This is a genomic window from Protofrankia sp. Cr2 (genome assembly GCF_963555885.1).
Taxonomy (GTDB): Bacteria; Actinomycetota; Actinomycetes; order Frankiales; family Frankiaceae; genus Protofrankia.
In genome coordinates, this window is sequence record NZ_CAUVXG010000053.1 from 1 (window position 1) to 16,721 (window position 16,721).

The window sequence follows — 16,721 nt, forward strand, 5'->3', positions numbered from 1 at the left end:
GAACGTCTTCCCGACCCCGGCGACGTCGTGATCGATGTCGCCGGGGTCGGGAAGACGTTCGTCCTACGCCGTCGGGCTGGCCGATTTCGCCGCGAACGGGTGAACATGCCGGCCGTAGTCGATCTGACCTTTCGCATCCGGGCCGGGGAGATGGTCGGCTACCTGGGCCCGAACGGCGCCGGAAAGTCCACGACCATCAAGATGCTGATCGGGATCCTGGTGCCCAGCGCCGGTCGGTTACGGGTCGGCGGGCTCGATCCGTCGCGGCAGCGGATGGAGCTCGCGCGCCGAATCGGGGTGGTCTTCGGGCAGCGCACCACGCTCTGGTGGGACCTGCCGTTGCGCGACAGCTTCAACCTGCTTCGGCGTATCTACCATGTGCCGCCGACCCGGTTCCGCGAGAATTTCGACCGTTTCGTCGACCTCCTGGAACTGGCACCGTTCCTTGACACTCCCGTCCGCCAGCTTTCACTCGGCCAGCGCATGCGGGGCGATCTCACCGCCGCTCTGCTGCACGACCCGGAAATCATCTATCTTGATGAACCGACAATCGGGCTCGATGTCGTGTCCAAGGCCGCGGTACGCGAATTCCTGGGCGACATCAACCGTGAACACGGGACAACGGTGCTGCTTACGACCCACGACATGACCGACATCGAGCAGCTGTGCCGGCGGGTGCTGGTCATCGACCACGGCCGGCTCGGCTTCGACGGACTGTTGACCGACCTACGCGCCCAGATCGGTGGAGAACGCACCCTGGTCGTCGACCTTGCCGGGCCACACCCGCCGATCGACATCGCCGGCGCCCGCGTGGTGCGGGTCGACGGGCCACGCCAGTGGTTGGCGTTCCCCGCAGCCACAAGCGCGGCGCCGCTGGTCGCCGCGGTGGCCAGCAGATACCCCCTGATGGACCTGTCGATTCGCGAGCCTGCGATCGAGGACATCATCGCCGAGCTCTACACGTCGGGCGCGGGCGGGCCGCCGCTGCCCCACCAGACCGACTCACGATGACAGCCCACCTCGCCACCTACCTGACCGTCGCCCGATGCAGCGCCCGCCGCTATGCCGGCTATCGGGCCGCGACCGCCGCCGGGGCGTTCACCAACACCGTTTTCGGGATCATCCGTGCCTACGTACTGCTCCAGGTATGGCACCAGCGGCCCGGCCTTGGTGGGTACGACACCGCCGGGGTGGTCACGTTCGTCTTCCTCGGGCAGGCACTGATCACATCCATGGCGCTGTTCGGCGGTGGGATCGAGCTGCCCGAGCGCATCCGGTCCGGCGCCGTGGCCATGGACATGGCCAGGCCGGTCAGCTTCCAGACCTGGTGGCTGGCGGACGACGCCGGGCGCGGCGCCATCCAACTGCTCCTCCGCGGAGTGCCGCCGATGGCGGTCGCCGCAGCGTTGTTCGACCTGCGCATCCCCACCGCTCCAGGCATCTGGGGGCTGTTCGTCGTGTCCCTCGTGTTGGGCTTCCTGGTCAGCTTCGGGCTGCGCTACCTGATCGCCCTCGCCTCGTTCTGGCTTCTCGACCAGCGAGGTCTGGAAAGTGCCTACAGCCTGTGCACGGTGTTCTTTTCCGGCGTCGCCGTTCCTCTTACCATCATGCCCGGGACGCTGCGGGGCCTGGCCCAGGTACTGCCGTTCGCCGCCATGATGGCGGTGCCGGCGGATGTGTTCCTGGGCAGTCGGACAGACCTGTCGGTGCTCACGGGACTCGCCTTCCAGGCCGGGTGGGCCGCCGTGCTCCTCGCGACCGGCCGGCTGCTCACCGCCCGAGCCACCCGGAAGCTGGTGATCCAGGGTGGCTGACATCGCCGACGCCGACGCCGACGCCGACGCCGGAACCGGAACCGGAACCGGAACCGGAAAGGCATGCCATAACCGCTTTGAAGCGGTACGCCATTACCGCCTGTTCGCCGCCATGTGGACGCGGGCGGCCTGGCAGTATCGCGCGTCGGTGGCGCTCCTGGCGGTCGGGCAGTTTCTCTCGACCGGCCTGGATCTCGCGGTGATCGGGGTGCTGTTCGCGAACGTGCCGCGGCTCGCCGACTTCGACTTCGCCGAGGTGGCCTTCCTCTATGGAACGTCCTCCACCTCGTTCGCGCTGTCCAACATGCTGTTCGGGTCGATGGAGCGGATCGGCGAACGCATCCGGGACGGCAGCCTGGATGTGATGCTGGTCCGGCCGGTCGGACTGCTCGTACAGGTCGCCACAGACGGCTTTTCGCCACGTCGACTCGGTGGCCTCGCTCAGGGCATCGGGGTACTCGGGCTTGCGATCGCCAGGCTGGACGTTGCGTGGAACCCGGGCCGGGCGCTGCTCGTAGCTGTGATGGTGATAACCGGTGTCGGTCTGTTCAGCGCAATCTGGATCGCCGGCGCGGCGTTCCAGTTCGTCGTCCAACAGGCAGCCGAGGCGATGAACGCGGTTACCTACGGTGGGAATTTTCTGACCCAGTATCCGATGTCCTTGTATGGACGACACGGCATGCAGACGCTGACCTTCATCGTTCCGCTGGCGTTCCTGAACTGGCAACCCGCACTGTACGTCCTCGCGAAGCCGGACCCGCTCGGTCTGCCGACCGCGTTCCGGTTCGCCTCGCCGCTGGTCGCCGGTGTCGGGCTTGTGCTCGCCGCCGGGGCCTGGCGCACCGGGCTGCGGCACTACCGCTCCACCGGCAGCTGATCATCCTATCGGCGGTGATGGTAGACTCAAACCATGATCATAACCATTGACATGGCAGGCCGACTGGTAGTGCCCAAAGCCCTGCGCGAGCGCATGGGCCTGAAACCAGGCACCCAGATCGAGGTTGAAGAACACAACGGCGAACTCACGTTGCGACCGGTCGGGCCGAGGGCCGTCGCCGTCGAACGGGACGGCCGTACCGTTCTCACGACCGGTACACCCACCCCACTCCTGGAGCACGTCGACCTACTTCGCATGATCGACGAGTCACGCGGATGGCCTCGTTGATCACAACAGCCGATACGAGTGTGGTCGTGCCAGCCCTTGCGGACTGGCATCCCGAACACAAGAGGTCACTCGATCTCGTACGGAACGTCCGGCAGCTACCCGGACATGTTCTGATCGAGACGGTTTCCGTGCTCACCAGGATTCAGTGCGGGGTCGCCACCCCGGCTGCCGACGTCGTGCTTGCGCTGGCGCAGGACTTTCCTGACGAACCACTCGTACTCAGCCCGGCCGAGTACCGGCGGCTCCTCACCACCTTCGCCGCCACCGGAATCACAGGCGGGCAGGTGTACGACGCCTTAGTGGGGATGAGCGCCGCGGCTGCCGGTGCACGCTTGTTGACAGCTGACCGCCGTGCCCTGCCCACCTATGCCGCAGTGGGAGCCACCGCGGAACTCGTCTTCTGATCACTGCGCGCCGAACGGACCGCACGGTCGGTCAGCGCCCCGAACAGCAAGCCGATCGTGGTCCACAGCGACACCTGAATCGCCAGGGATGCGATACGGAACCGCCACAGCACATCGGCGGGAAATCCCTGCGGGGTCTCGTGCACCGGTGGCAGGAGGTAATAAGCCAACCCGACGACCACCAGACCACCGGCCATGGCGAGCAACGCCGCATCCCAGGCGCCGAACCTCGCCGCGAGCCGGCGAGCCGTCACAGCGCCACCGATGACCACGGCCAGTGAGATCAGCATCATCGTGAAGTACAGGCTCGTGCGCTCACCGATGGTGTCGGAGTTACCGATGGACGGCGGATTGGCCGGGTACTTCAGGTCAGGCAGCAGGTACATTCCCACGAAACCCGCAAGCGCCACGAACGCCGCCGTCCCCCGCGCACCCAGACCGCCGAGGCGGCCCTGCACACCGGCGTAGGCGAGAGCGAACAACCCGCCGATTGCGACGCCGAACACCAACAGGCCGGTGAACAGACCGATGGTGCTCTGAACCGTACGGGAGACCAGTTCCGTGCCGTGAACGCCCTCGGCGGCGTCCCGCGCCGACTCGAAGGCGATCGCGTGGCCGACCTGGCTCTCCCCGAGCACCTTGGCGACGACGAAGGCGCACAGGGCGGCGAGCGCGCCGACCAGCATTCCACGGGTCAACAGTGCGCGAACCATCACCGACCCCGCTCAGTGACAGGCAAAACCGAGCAGGTGACGAGCGTCGTGCACGAACTCATGGACATAACTACCGCCCACGAGCGACACGGCGCCCTGCTCCGCACCGACGAAGTACAGCAGCAGCAGCGCCAGGACCGAACCGAAAATCGCAAACGGGGCCAGCTCACTCAAAGGGATCGTCGGCAGCGCCGGACGGGCGACCGGAGCATCGCCAGTCGCTGGATACGCCATTGCATGGGCCATTGCGGGACCTCCACAGGAATCACGCGTTCCACTCGGCAGGGCATGTCCGGCGCTGGGTCTGGCTTCCGACGTCGCTCCTTGGGCGGGCCGGTCACAGTGGCGCGACCGTGCCGGATTCACACCGGCTTCCACCGCTCGGACACCAATGAGACAACCAGCAGCCAACCCCTCGCGTCAAGCAGTACCGGTTACTCATCTCACCGGGTGCGCAGAGGACCAGCTGAACCGAAGGGCTACGTCACCTGTGGACAGCCCTCACCTGTAGACCGATGCCGCGACCGGGATGGCCGGATCAAGGTCCCGGAGGGGAACCACCCGCCGACCCAGTGGCGCGATGGCCAGCGGAATCATCTTGAACGACGCCACGCCGAACGGGATGCCGATGATCGTCAGGCAGAGTACCAAACCAAAGATCAAATGACTGAGCACGAGCCACCACCCGGCGATCAGGAACCACAGCAGGTTGACCAGGAAGACCGCCACGGGCGCGTCACCCGGCTGGTCGACCACGACCCGGCCGAACGGCCAGACGACGTAGCCCGCCAACCTGAACGCCGCGACCCCGAACGGGATCGTCACAATCAGCAGGCAGCACACGATCCCGGCGAGTAGATAGCCTACGGCCAGCTCGAACCCGGCGAACAACAGCCATAGCACATTCCCCACGATCCGCATGGCGTCTTCCTACCCGGCTGAACGGCCAGGATCCCGGTTCACGCTCGACCCGGATCCGAGGGGACTGGATCGCCGGCATCTCGCGGGCCGCACGACCCTTCACGCCCTGGCCCTTCGACAAGGGCCTCTCCGGCACGCTCTACCCCCGACATTCAGGTATATCCATATGTTCGGCTGATTCAGGACCTTCGTCCTGTTTTCTGCTACCCTCACGGGTAGTAGCCTGATCGGGACGGAGGACGCAGGATGCATGCTCCAAGCCCCACAACGCCGCGCCCCCGTTGCCGGCCGCTCTGGGCAGCACCGCTCCCATCCGTTCCGGAAATTTTCCCCGGACGGCACTCGACGCATCCTGGACTTGACCCGACGACAGGAGGAGCAACGCGATGAACGACGAGAAGGCCGAAGACCAGCCGCTGCACGTGCAGGGCCGGGACGCGGTCATCGCCGGTTCCGCTGGAGTACGGTGGCGCGACGGCGAACCGCCCGACTATCATCTGTCAAAAGAGACAATGCCCCAGGAGCGTACCCACGAACACGCCAAGGGCTCCCTGGCCGACATCGTCGAGCGTGTGGTCCAGGTCTTCGAAATGGAGGTCTCCCACAAGAAAGATCCGGCCCAGTGGGTCAGTATGGTCACCGATCAATTCCGTACCCGCGTCAACGGCGGTCCCTGGGCAAACAGTCAGGACCTTGTCGAAAGAGGCAGCTACAACATCCTCATCGGCGAGAACCCCTATTACTCGGCGAGCGACGAGACGTTCGAGTCCTCCCATCAAATCTTCCTCAAGGCCCTTCCGGGCGGCTTCTTCTGGGAGGTCCTGGAGGTCTACTCACCACCGCCTGTGATCACTTTCAAATGGCGTCACTGGGGTACCTTCAGCGGACCGTACAAGGGGTTCGACCCGACCGGCGAACGCGTCGAGATGTTCGGGGTCAGCGTGGCGCGTGTCGCTGACGACCTCAGGCTGCTCGAAGTCGAACACTTCTACGACAACAGCGGCTTCCTCGGCCAGCTTGCCGGCACACGCTCCGCGTGAAATCGGGGGCGCGGCTCTCCGCCACGTCAGCCGCGCCAACCAACAGACCAACAGCAGGAGCCGCCAGGAACAGCCTGAGAGCGCCCGGCCAGAACGTCAACGTGTGACCGGGAGATAGCTCCAGCCACGTTGCACGAAGGTGGGACGCCGGACGGGGGTCCCAGCGAAAGAAAGCGCGGGAAAGCGCGCCATCAGGCTGCGCACGGCTATCGCCAGCTCCACCCGGGCCAGCGGCGCCCCTACGCAGAAGTGGACGCCACCGCCGAAGGCGACGTGCGGATTCGGTTCCCGGCCGACGTCGAACTCATCGGCCCGTTCGAAAACCTCGGGGTCGCGATTGGCCGAGCCGAGCAGGGCCGCGATCCGCTCCCCCGTCCGCACAACCACCCCCCCGATCTCCACGTCGGCCATGGCCGTCCGTTCGAAAAGGTGCAGCGGCGAGTCGAAGCGGAGGAATTCCTCCGTCGCGGTGGCGGCCAGTTCCGCTGGCCGCTCAACCAACCGCCGCTGTTGCTCGGGGTGGCTCAGCAACGCGACCATCCCGTTGCCGAGGCAGTTGACGCTGGCCTCGTGCCCGGCGTTGAGCAGTACCACGACCGTGGCAACCAGCTCATCCTCGGTCAACCGGTCACCCTCCTGTTCCGCCTGAACGAGATGGGTGATCAGGTCGTCGTGCGGGCAGCGGAGGCGCTCGGTGGCAAGGGCGCGCACGTAGGCACCGAACTGGGCGGCAGCCTCCCGGGCCGCGGCCTCCTGCGCGGGACTGCGCCCGTATTCGTTCATCTTCACCAGATCCGCCGACCACGGACGCAGCAGATGCCGGTCGCTGTCGGGAATACCGAGTAGTTCCGCGATGACCATCACCGGGAGCGGTTCGGCGAACTCCGCGATCAGGTCGAAGGGTTGCCCGTCCTGCGTCCTCGCCGCGACGCCGTCGAGCAGGACCTGGCACAGCTCGTGGATGTGCGGCCGCAGCCGCTCGATGTTGCCTCGGGCGAACGCCTTGCCCAGTAGCCCACGCAACCGGGTGTGCTTCGGTGGCTCACATCCCAGGACGGAGTCCCGCTCCAGCTTGTTGAAGCCGGCCCAGAGGTCCTCGGGCAGGCGTGGGTGGTAGATCCGGCCCAGTCCGCGGTGGCGCACCACCGCGTCGGCGTCACGGTACCTGGCCGCCAGCCACATCCCGAGCTCGTCGCTCCACACCGGCCGGCCGGCCGCCCGAAGCTCCGCGAAGACCGGGTACGGGTCACGGACAAGATCAGGACTACGTGGATCGAAACGACCTGCGTGACCGTCGACCCGACGGGACGGGACCACCGCGCGCTCCATTCCGTGGCGGACACCCCCACCCCACCATGGAACCAGTACAGCTCGGCGCACAGCCGGCAGACCCGGCCCTATCCTGCGGCGTGGCCTGCGTAGTTGATCACTTCGGTCATACGCGATCATGGTCTTTTCGCGCGCCCGGAGGCCCCAACCGAGCTAACCTGGCCAAAGGGTGCGCGATCATGGTCTTTTCGCGCGCCCGGAGGCCCCAACCGAGCTAACTCAGCGTGCGTAGCCAGTTGGCGAGCAGGTGGATACCGGCGTCGCCGGACTTCTCCGGATGAAACTGGGTGGCGCACAGCGGACCTCGCTCCACGGCGGCGGCAAAAGGCTCACCGTGCTCGGCCACGGTGTCCCCGGGCTCCGCCTTGGCCGCATACGAGTGGACGAAGTAGAACCGGGTATCCGCCGGCAACCCGTCGAACAGTACCGTGTCGGCCGGCGGGGCCACCGTGTTCCACCCCATGTGCGGAAGGATCGGCGCGTCCAGACGCCGAACCTCCCCGGTGAGCACGCCGAGGCCGGGAGTCCGCACCCCGTGTTCATCCCCCAGGTCGTAGAGGACCTGCATGCCCACGCAGATTCCGAGGACCGGCTGCCCGCGGGTGATCCGTCCGCGGATGACGGCCGCCCCGCCGACCGCGGCGATTCCGGCCATGCATGCGGCAAAAGCGCCCACCCCGGGCACCACGAGCCCGTCCGCGGCCCCGCCTGCGGCCAGATCGGACGTCACCGTCACGTCTGCGCCGACCCGGGCGAGCGCCCGCTGCGCACTGCGCAGGTTCCCCGATCCGTAGTCCAGGACGACCACCCGCGGACCGGTCACCGCCACGACCGGCACAAACCTCGACAGCGAGCGTCCGCCCCGGTCACAGCACACCCTTGGTGGATGGCACGCCAGCCACCCGCCCGTCGAGGGCGACCGCGTCCCGTAGTGCCCGCGCCACGGCCTTGAACTGTGCCTCGACCACGTGGTGGGCGTTGCGGCCCGACAGCACCCGCACGTGCAACGCGATCCGCGCGGACGCCGCTATCGACTCGAACACGTGGCGGGTCAGCGTCGTGTCGTAGGTGCCGATGAGCTCGATCAACTCCGGCTCGACGACCACGCAGTACGGCCGGCCGGACAGGTCCACCGCCGCCTGCACCAACGCTTCGTCCAGCGGTACCAGCGCGTCACCGAACCGCCGGATCCCGGTCTTGTCGCCGAGTGCCTCGCGCAACGCCTCACCGAACGCGATCGCGGTGTCCTCGACCGTGTGGTGGGCGTCGACGTGCAGGTCGCCGCGGGTGCGCACGGTCAGGTCGAAGCCGCCGTGCTTGCCGAGCTGGCTGACCATGTGGTCGAAAAACGGGACGTCGGTGAACGACGACGACACGCCGGTGCCGTCGAGGTCCAGCTCGACGACGACATGTGATTCCAAGGTCTTGCGTTCGATCCGGGCGGTGCGGCCCATGGTCGTCATTCCTTCCCGGAATCCGGCGACTGAAGATCGGAGCACGCCGGCGTCGGCGTCGGCGTCATCGTCGGGTCGGCCAGCAGCACGCGGGTGGCAGCGAGGAATGCGTCAACCTCACTGGGCAGCCCGGCGGTGACCCGCAACCAGCCGGGCAAGCCGACATCCCGGACGAGGACGCCCGCGTCGAGCAGTGCCTGCCACACGGCGCGCTGATCGGGGAACCGTCCGAACAGCACGAAGTTCGCGTCGCTGGGAGCCACCGCGCAACCGAGCCCGGTCAGCTCGGTCACGATCCGGTCCCGTTGCGCCTTCACCGCCTCGACCGTGCCGAGCAGCTCGTCGGCATGCGCGAGCGCCGTACGCGCGACCGCCTGGGTGAAGGTCGACAGATGGTACGGCAGCCGCACCAGTTGCAACGCGTCGATGACAGCCGGCTGCGCGGCGAGGTAACCGACCCGGGCGCCGGCCAGTGCGAACGCCTTGCTCATCGTCCGTGTCACCACCAGCCGCGGCGCTGCGGGCAGCAGCGTGAGCGCGCTGGGGACCCCGGCCCGCCGGAACTCCGCGTATGCCTCATCCACGACGACCATGCCGGTACCCGTCTCGCCGACGGCATCACATGCGGCGGTCACCACATCGGTCGGCAGCGCGGTGCCGGTGGGGTTGTTCGGTGAGGTGAGGAAGACCAGGGACGGCCGATGCCGGCGGATCGCCTGCGCCACCGCGGCCGGAGCGAGGGTGAAGTCGACTTCGCGGGGCTCACCGACCCAGCCGGTCGCGGTCGCCATCGCGATGAGCCGGTGCATCGTGTAGGACGGCTCGAACCCGAGCGCGACCCGCCCGGGGCCACCGAACGCCTGGCACAGCTGCTGGAGTACCTCGTTCGACCCGTTGGCCGCCCAGACCTGATCGGTCCGCAGCCCGAAGCCGGCGTCCGGGGTCAGGTAGTAGGCGAGGTCCGCGCGAAGCGCCTCGGCCTGGCGGTCGGGGTACCGGTTGGCCTCGGTGGCCGCGAGCGCCGCGGCTTTGCCCATGGCGTCGACCAGACCGGCGGACGGCGGGTGCGGGTTCTCGTTGGTGTTGAGCAGCACCGCAACGTCGAGCTGCGGGGCGCCGTAGGGCACCTGGCCGCGTAGGTCGTCCCGAAGCGGCAACTCGTCAAGGGTCAGCGGACGTGTCGTGCGCACCCGACCCGCAGACAACGGCTGGCCGGCCGCGGAATCAGGCTCTGCCATCGGATGGTCTGCCATCGGATAGGCGGTCATCGCAGGCGCACCTCCACCGCGTCGACGTGGGCGATAAGATCTTCAGCTCCGCCGAGCGCGGCCACCCGCGGAGCCACCTGGACGAGCGCGTCACGGTCACACTCCACCACATGAACCTGCCGTTGGAACACAGACACCGAAAGTCCGCCACTGTGCCGGGCCGTACCGCCGGTCGGCAGGACATGGTTGGACCCGGCGAGGTAGTCACCGAGCGAAACCGGAGCCCACGGCCCGACGAACACCGCTCCGGCGTTGCGGACCCGGGCGGCGACCGCGGCGGCGTCCGCCGTCTGGATCTCCAGGTGTTCCGCGGCCCAGGCGTTCACCACCGCCAGACCCGCGTCGGTGTCGGCGACCAGTACGACCACGCCCTGGCCGGCCAGCGCGGCCTCCACCCGCTCACGGTGGCGGGTCGCCGGTACCTGCTTGGCGAGCTCGATCTCAACCGCATCGGCCAGCTCGGTGGACGCGGTGACCAGCATGCAGGCGGCCATCGGATCGTGCTCGGCCTGCGCGATGAGATCAGCCGCGACGTGGGCGGGATCCGCGGTGTCATCGGCGAGGATCGCCACCTCGGTCGGGCCGGCTTCGGCGTCCACCCCGACCAGCCCACGCAGCAACCGTTTTGCCGCGGTCACGTAGATGTTGCCGGGGCCCGTCACGACGTCCACCGCCGGGCAACCGGCCGTGCCGTGCGCGAACATCGCGATCGCCTGCGCACCACCGGCGGCATAGACCTCGTCCACGCCGAGCATGGCGCAGGCGGCGAGGATCGTCGGATGCGGAAGTCCGCCGAATTCGACCTGCGGCGGCGAGGCCAGTGCGATCGAACCGACGCCAGCCTCCTGCGCCGGTACCGTGTTCATCACCACGCTGCTCGGGTAGGCGACCCGCCCGCCCGGCACGTACAACCCCACCCGCTCCACCGGGAGCCAGCGTTCGGTGACCCGGGTCCCGGCGGCGACGTCGATCGTCAACGACTCGCGGCGCTGCGCACGATGGACGAGCCGGCAGCGGCGGATGGCCTCGGTCAGCGCATCGCGGACGCCTGGGTCGAGCTGGTCCAGCGCGTCGGTGAGCGCGTCGGGCGCAACCCGCACCGCCGCCGGGCGGACCCCGTCGAACCGCTCGCCCGCATCGAGAACCGCCGCATCACCGCGGTCACGCACGTCATCACAGACGGAACGGACCGCGTCGAGGGCGGCCTCGACATCGAGCGCCGCGCGGGGCAGCAACCCGCGCAACGCTGGAGCCGACGGCAGACCCGCGCGCAGATCGAGCTTTCTCAGCACGACGACGAGAGTATCCGTACCCGCACAAGGTGCGCCGTTGTCGGCCGGTGTCGGCCGGTGTCGCCACCCCGGGCGCTCCAAGGACGGAGCACCGCTGGTGCCCGAGCGCGTGCGGACCTGCGAGGGTGGGAAAGCGACAGTGGGAGAGAAACGTGAAGATGGGAAGGTGACGGCGGAAAAGTGACAGTCCACGGCACTGCGCAGAGCGGACGGGCCTTCGACCGGCTTGAGAGCCTCGTCGCCGACTACGGGGCGCAAGCGCGCCCACTGCGGCGGGTCGTCTCGCTGCTGACCGAACGGCCGTGGACCATCGGCGATCTCGTCCGTGCCTCGGGCGTGGCCCGCCGTACCGTCGAAGAGGTACTCGCCTGCCTCACCGGTGACCTGCGGGAGTGCCCGGCGACATCCAGCGGCACTGCGACCTCCAGCGGGCCTGCTGGCGCTGTCATGATCTCACCGCAGCTGGTGGCTACGTATCGTGACCGGTTCGGCTTCGACGAGCTCCGACGCACCGCGCTCAGTGATCCGCTCGCGGCGCGCCTCACCGCGCACCGCGCGCTGGCGGACACCATGGCAGATCTCGTTGCCGCGGCACCGCCGTCGCGTATCGACCTCGACCACGTCCCGGCAACCGGGGAGACCGCAGCCCGGCGCGCATTGTGGATGGACTCCACCTACGATCTCACCGGAGCGCACCTGCTGTGCGTCGGCGATCATGATCTCACCTCGCTGGCTGCCTGCATCCTCGTGCCGGGACTGTCGGTGACCGTCGTCGACCTCGACGAGCGGCTGCTGGAGTTCATCGACGCCCAGTCCCGGGACAGGGGTCTCGACATCCGCTGCCTGTTCGCCGACCTGCGTTTCGGGCTGCCGGCCGTGACCGAGGCCTGGGCAGATCTGATCTTCACCGATCCGCCGTACACCCCTGAGGGCGTGACCCTCTTCCTACATCGGGGGCTGGCCGGCCTGCGCGACACCCGGCGCGGGCGGCTGCTGCTCGCCTACGGACACAGCGACCTGCATCCGGCGCTCGGCTGGAAGGTGCAGCGGGCCGTCAGCGATCTACACCTCACGGTTGAGGCGATCATGGCCGACTTCAACGGTTACGACGGCGCAGAGGCGGTGGGCGCGACCAGCGACCTGTACGTGTGCCGGCCGACCGCGACGACGTGGCGGCACCTGGCCGGCGCGACCCCCGCTTCCCGGGGTCGCGCCGCGATCTATACTCGGGGCCGCCATGCGGTGGAGAGCGCGGTCGCAGGGCCCTCACCGGCGGCTGCCCAGGAACTGCTGGCCGCTGCCGCAGCCGGCCTCGACGGTGGCAGGCTGGTGTTCATCGGCGACGGCACCCCGGACACCTCTCCCGCGGGGCCCGCCCATGTCCGGCTCGCCACGGCGCTGCGTGGCGGCCTGCCGAGGTCGCTCAGCGGACGCAGTCGAGTACAGGTGGCCGCCGACCTGAGCGCCGACCCGGGACCGTGGCTCGCCCGCACGCTGCTCGCGGTCAACGCCGACCGGCTCGTCGCTCTCATCCCTGTTGATCATGTCGATCTTGTGAACCCCGAGTGCTTTCGCGCGCTGGGTGCGCTGTTCGCGCCGAAATGGCGCCTGAACTGGCGACGGCTTCCCCATGATCGGCTTGCCCTGATCGAGGCCGCCCCGATCGAGGCCGCCCCGCTGAGCACGGGGGAAGGCATGGTCCGCTGGCTGTTGGACCGACCCCACGGAAAGGTCGGCAACGTCTGGACGGAGGCTCTGACCCGGGACCCGACGACCCGGGACCCGACGACCCGGGACCCGACGACCCGGGACCCGACCCGGGGTGCCGGCGACACACTCACCAAAAAGGATGCCCGAGCCGCCGTCGAGGCAGCCGTGGCCGATCCGGGCCTGCTCGCCGCAACGCTGATGGACCTACCCCGCCACCAGATCGCACGGATCACGCGAATCGCGGCCCAGGTCGGTCGGCCGACCGCCGCCGCGCGAACTCCGGCAGTCGGGTGAACTCCCGCAATCGGGTGAAATAAGGTCCGGGAACCCAGCAACCTCACAGGTTGTGTTCAGCCTCGCCCAAGTCCCGTTGCCCACTATCGATGTCAGAGCGCCGGCATGGCCGGGCGCGGACACGGAGGGCAGCCCATGAGCTTGACGATGCTGGGGTCATCCGAACATCTGGGGTCATCCGATTGTGCCGCCCCAGACCGACAGCCGGCCACCGACACACCGCCGTTCACCGACGCGCAGCCGTCCGCTGACACCCGGCCATCCCTGGGCATACAGCTGCCCGCGGCCACCGCACGCCCGGACCGGACGTCCATGCCACCGGTCCTGTCCGTGGTCCATCCGAACGCGCCACGTCTGTGGTGGCGGGACTTGGCAGGGCTCTGCGCGTCCGCAAGCATGATCATCGTCGTGGCACTGTGGCTCGCGCACGGGGGTATCGCCGACCTCACCGGGAGCAGCGGCATCCTGACCGGCCTCGGCCGACTCACCGGCCTGGTCGCCGCGGACCTGCTACTCATCCAGGTGCTGCTGATGGCGCGCATTCCCTGGGTGGAACGCAGCTACGGCCAGGATCAGCTCACCCGGCGTCATCGTCTGGTCGGTTTCACCTCGTTCAATCTGATGCTCGCCCACATCGTGCTGATCACTTTGGGTTACGCGGCGGCGGCCCGGACCGGCTTGGTGGCGCAGGCATGGGAGCTCGTCACCGACTATCCCGGCATGCTGTTGGCGACGGCGGGGACCGCGATGCTGGTGATGGTCGTCGTGACCTCGGTGCGCACGGCCCGACGGCGGCTGCGCTACGAATCCTGGCACCTGCTGCACCTGTACGCCTACCTCGGGGTGGGCCTGTCCATCCCACACGAGCTGTGGACCGGCGCGGACTTCACCTCGACCCCGTGGGCAAGGGTGTACTGGTGGACGATCTACGCCGCCGCGGCCGCCGCCGTCATCGTCTTCCGTCTCGGCCTGCCGGCGTTGCGCACCTGGCGGCACAGCCTCGTCGTTGATCGAGTCGTCGCCGAGGCACCCTCCGTGGTGTCCCTGCACCTGCGCGGCCAGGCGATCGAGCGGCTGGGCGCAAGTGCCGGGCAGTTCTTCATCTGGCGGTTCATGACCGGACCCGGCTGGTCCCGTGGCCATCCCTACTCGCTGTCGGCGCCGGCGCACCCGCGCTGGCTGCGGATCACTGTGAAGGATCTCGGTGACGGCAGCGCCGCGCTCGCCAACGTACGACCCGGCAGCCGGGTACTCATCGAAGGTCCCTACGGCCGGCTCACCGGCGCCGTCCGCCAACGACGCCGCGTGACGATGATGGCTTCCGGCATCGGCATCACGCCGATCCGGGCGCTGCTGGAGGAACTCGACTACTCCCCCGGCGAAGCAACGCTGATCTACCGGGCCAGCACCGAAGACGCTCTGATTTTCCGGAACGAACTGGACCTGCTGGCCGCGATGCGCGGCATCCGCGTCATCTACCTGCCCGGGCATCGTTCGCCGGACCGCTCGTCATGGCTGCCCGAGCGCTTCTCCCACCTGCTGGATGACGACGCGCTGCGGCAGATCGTGCCTGACATCGCCGACCACGATGTGTTCATCTGCGGTCCCGATGCCTGGATGGACGCTGTGCGGGACGCGGCGCTGCTGGCCGGAGTCCCATCGGAACAGTTGCACATGGAGCGGTTCAGCTGGTGACCATCCTGCGGCGGGGCACCGGACCCGCCGGGACGATCGTCCCCCGCATCTGGCCGCATCATCGCGACCGCAACCACATCAGCCCCAGAAGGGACTCCGACATGCGCCGCATCGTGGTAGCCATCGCCTCGACCGCCGCGGGCCTCGTGCTGTTGTTCAGCTACCGCACCAGCACCGGCGCCACCGTGGCCTCGACCGCGGCGGTCAGTACCGGCGGCTCCGCCGCGACGTCCGACAACGGATCCGGGTCCACATCCGGCACCACATCCGGCACGACATCCGGCATGACATCCGGCGGCTCGACAACCACGACCGGATCCGCGGTCAACACCAGGTGGGGCGTCGTCCAGGTACGGATCACCGTCCAGGCCGGCCGGATCGTCAGCGCCGAGACCGTGCAGGTACCGGATCACAATCCACGCGACATTGAAATCAACCGGGTCGCCGTCCCCGTGCTCAACTCCGAGACCGTCGCCACCCAGAGCGCAAAGATCGACGTGGTCAGCGGCGCGACCGTCACCAGCGACGGCTACATCCGCTCGCTGCAGTCCGCCATCGATGCGGCGCACCTGTCATGACGGCCTGGGTGGCGGGGTCGATGTCCCGCCGGGCCTGGATCGAACAGATCATGGGAATGCCCGTGAGCCTGCACCTGCGGGGACCGCGGGTGCTCGGCGACCCCGACGTCGAACGCATCGTCGCGGAGGTCTTCGCCGAGCTCCGCATGGTCGACGCCCTGTTCAGTACCTACCGGCCCGACAGCGAGATCATGATGCTGAATCGGGGCGAGCTGCGGCTGGGCGACTGCAACCGTCTCGTCCAGGAGGTCTCGGACCTGTGCGCCGACGCCGCCGGGCGCACCGAGGGCTACTTCAACGCACAGTTGCCTGCGCCCGATGTCGGGGCCGGAACTCGGGTCGGGGCCGGCCGCCGCTGGTTCGACCCGTCCGGCCTGGTCAAGGGCTGGGCGGTCGAGCGTGCCGCGGCGAGGTTGGCGGCGATCGACGGCCACGACCACTACCTGAGCGCAGGCGGGGACATCGCCGCTCATGTGGACGACCCGGTATCCCCGGCCTGGAATGTTGGAATCTGCGACCCCCTCGACAGCACGCGTGTGCTCGCCACCCTGCCCGTCCGCTCGGGTGGGGTGGCGACGTCGGGCAGCGCGGCGCGTGGTGCGCACATCGTGAACCCGAGGACCGGCCGGCCCGCTGGTTCGGCCCTGTCGGCGGTGACTGTGACGGGCCCGTCGCTGATGTGGGCGGACGTGTACGCGACCGCCGCGTTCGCCCGCGGCGCCGATGCGCTGGCATGGCTCACGAGCCTGGACCGGACCGAGGCGCTGGTGGTCACCGCGGACGGCACCCACCGGACCACGCCCGGGTTCGGCCGCCGCGTCGCGGGGCCGGGGCACGCACCGTGATCCACGCCCCTGTTGCCGGGCGCTCTGAACAGAGAAGATCGGCTCCAGTTTGTCGCTGTGTACGCTTTTTTTGGATTAAAAGCGTACACAACGACAAACTCGTATAGATCATGATTCGTGTGGATGGTTGCTGGCGGGAAATCCTCGCCGGCCGATCGTACGGGCCCGTGTGACCAGGCCCTGACCAGCGGGCCGAACG

General features: G+C 68.4%; 18 protein-coding genes and 1 riboswitch. Of the genes, 10 read left to right on the forward strand and 8 right to left on the reverse strand.

Annotated elements, in window-relative coordinates; genetic code table 11:
* The first annotated feature begins 27 nt into the window (after positions 1–27).
* From U9978_RS19350 to U9978_RS19370, 5 genes are read left to right on the forward strand one after another with little or no spacing between them, the layout of a single operon-like run.
* A complete protein-coding gene (locus U9978_RS19350) occupies positions 28–1,011 on the forward strand; it encodes an ABC transporter ATP-binding protein (RefSeq protein ID WP_322762578.1) in 984 nt (327 codons plus the stop codon).
* Positions 1,008–1,814 (forward strand): ABC transporter permease, encoded by an 807-nt coding sequence (locus U9978_RS19355; protein ID WP_322762548.1) that lies wholly within the window; start codon positions 1,008–1,010, stop codon positions 1,812–1,814. Before U9978_RS19350 ends, U9978_RS19355 begins: the two co-directional genes overlap by 4 nt.
* Positions 1,807–2,691 carry an ABC transporter permease gene (locus U9978_RS19360; RefSeq protein ID WP_322762549.1) on the forward strand — a complete coding sequence of 295 codons (885 nt, stop codon included), beginning with the start codon at positions 1,807–1,809 and terminating at the stop codon, positions 2,689–2,691. The genes U9978_RS19355 and U9978_RS19360 overlap by 8 nt, the downstream gene beginning before the upstream one ends.
* Positions 2,692–2,724: 33 nt before the next feature.
* Positions 2,725–2,979 (forward strand): AbrB/MazE/SpoVT family DNA-binding domain-containing protein, encoded by a 255-nt coding sequence (locus U9978_RS19365; RefSeq protein ID WP_322762550.1) that lies wholly within the window; start codon positions 2,725–2,727, stop codon positions 2,977–2,979.
* Positions 2,967–3,383 carry a PIN domain-containing protein gene (locus tag U9978_RS19370; RefSeq protein ID WP_322762551.1) on the forward strand — a complete coding sequence of 139 codons (417 nt, stop codon included), beginning with the start codon at positions 2,967–2,969 and terminating at the stop codon, positions 3,381–3,383. Before U9978_RS19365 ends, U9978_RS19370 begins: the two co-directional genes overlap by 13 nt.
* On the opposite strand, the gene U9978_RS19375 is transcribed toward U9978_RS19370, so the two are convergent.
* From U9978_RS19375 to U9978_RS19385, 3 genes are all read right to left on the reverse strand, one after another.
* A complete protein-coding gene (locus U9978_RS19375) occupies positions 3,344–4,096 on the reverse strand; it encodes a CbtA family protein (RefSeq protein WP_322762579.1) in 753 nt (250 codons plus the stop codon). The two genes, U9978_RS19370 and U9978_RS19375, sit on opposite strands and share 40 nt — an antisense overlap.
* A 12-nt stretch (positions 4,097–4,108) precedes the next feature.
* Positions 4,109–4,330, reverse strand: a complete 222-nt coding sequence (locus tag U9978_RS19380; RefSeq protein ID WP_322762580.1) for a CbtB domain-containing protein — start codon at positions 4,328–4,330, stop codon at positions 4,109–4,111.
* A gap of 44 nt (positions 4,331–4,374) precedes the next feature.
* A riboswitch (cobalamin riboswitch) is annotated at positions 4,375–4,502 on the reverse strand.
* 95 nt (positions 4,503–4,597) lie between these two features.
* Complete coding sequence (locus tag U9978_RS19385) at positions 4,598–5,017, reverse strand: YccF domain-containing protein (RefSeq protein WP_322762552.1); 420 nt, start codon at positions 5,015–5,017, stop codon at positions 4,598–4,600.
* 386 nt (positions 5,018–5,403) lie between these two features.
* Between U9978_RS19385 and U9978_RS19390 the strand changes: the two genes are divergently transcribed.
* Positions 5,404–6,057, forward strand: a complete 654-nt coding sequence (locus U9978_RS19390; protein WP_322762553.1) for a SnoaL-like polyketide cyclase — start codon at positions 5,404–5,406, stop codon at positions 6,055–6,057.
* A 96-nt stretch (positions 6,058–6,153) separates the two neighbouring features.
* Here U9978_RS19390 and U9978_RS19395 read toward each other — a convergent pair whose 3' ends face one another.
* From U9978_RS19395 to hisD, 5 genes are all read right to left on the reverse strand, one after another.
* Positions 6,154–7,374 carry a cytochrome P450 gene (locus U9978_RS19395; RefSeq protein ID WP_322762554.1) on the reverse strand — a complete coding sequence of 407 codons (1,221 nt, stop codon included), beginning with the start codon at positions 7,372–7,374 and terminating at the stop codon, positions 6,154–6,156.
* A 226-nt stretch (positions 7,375–7,600) separates the two neighbouring features.
* A complete protein-coding gene (hisH, locus tag U9978_RS19400) occupies positions 7,601–8,209 on the reverse strand; it encodes an imidazole glycerol phosphate synthase subunit HisH (RefSeq protein ID WP_322762581.1) in 609 nt (202 codons plus the stop codon).
* Positions 8,210–8,252: 43 nt separating this feature from the next.
* Positions 8,253–8,840 carry an imidazoleglycerol-phosphate dehydratase HisB gene (gene hisB, locus U9978_RS19405; RefSeq protein WP_322762555.1) on the reverse strand — a complete coding sequence of 196 codons (588 nt, stop codon included), beginning with the start codon at positions 8,838–8,840 and terminating at the stop codon, positions 8,253–8,255.
* Positions 8,841–8,845: 5 nt separating this feature from the next.
* Positions 8,846–10,078: a histidinol-phosphate transaminase gene (locus U9978_RS19410; protein WP_322762582.1), complete on the reverse strand. Its 1,233-nt coding sequence runs from the start codon at positions 10,076–10,078 to the stop codon at positions 8,846–8,848.
* A 26-nt stretch (positions 10,079–10,104) separates the two neighbouring features.
* Positions 10,105–11,400 (reverse strand): histidinol dehydrogenase, encoded by a 1,296-nt coding sequence (gene hisD / locus U9978_RS19415; protein WP_322762556.1) that lies wholly within the window; start codon positions 11,398–11,400, stop codon positions 10,105–10,107.
* A gap of 180 nt (positions 11,401–11,580) precedes the next feature.
* On the opposite strand from hisD, the gene U9978_RS19420 reads away from it, so the two are divergent.
* From U9978_RS19420 to U9978_RS19435, 4 genes are all read left to right on the forward strand, one after another.
* A complete protein-coding gene (locus U9978_RS19420) occupies positions 11,581–13,404 on the forward strand; it encodes a bis-aminopropyl spermidine synthase family protein (protein WP_322762557.1) in 1,824 nt (607 codons plus the stop codon).
* A 312-nt stretch (positions 13,405–13,716) separates the two neighbouring features.
* Entirely contained in the window at positions 13,717–15,099 is a 1,383-nt protein-coding gene (locus tag U9978_RS19425) for a ferric reductase-like transmembrane domain-containing protein (protein ID WP_416211052.1), read from the forward strand.
* Positions 15,096–15,677: an FMN-binding protein gene (locus U9978_RS19430; RefSeq protein ID WP_322762559.1), complete on the forward strand. Its 582-nt coding sequence runs from the start codon at positions 15,096–15,098 to the stop codon at positions 15,675–15,677. The genes U9978_RS19425 and U9978_RS19430 overlap by 4 nt, the downstream gene beginning before the upstream one ends.
* Positions 15,674–16,522 (forward strand): FAD:protein FMN transferase, encoded by an 849-nt coding sequence (locus U9978_RS19435; protein WP_322762560.1) that lies wholly within the window; start codon positions 15,674–15,676, stop codon positions 16,520–16,522. The genes U9978_RS19430 and U9978_RS19435 overlap by 4 nt, the downstream gene beginning before the upstream one ends.
* Positions 16,523–16,721: the final 199 nt, after the last annotated feature.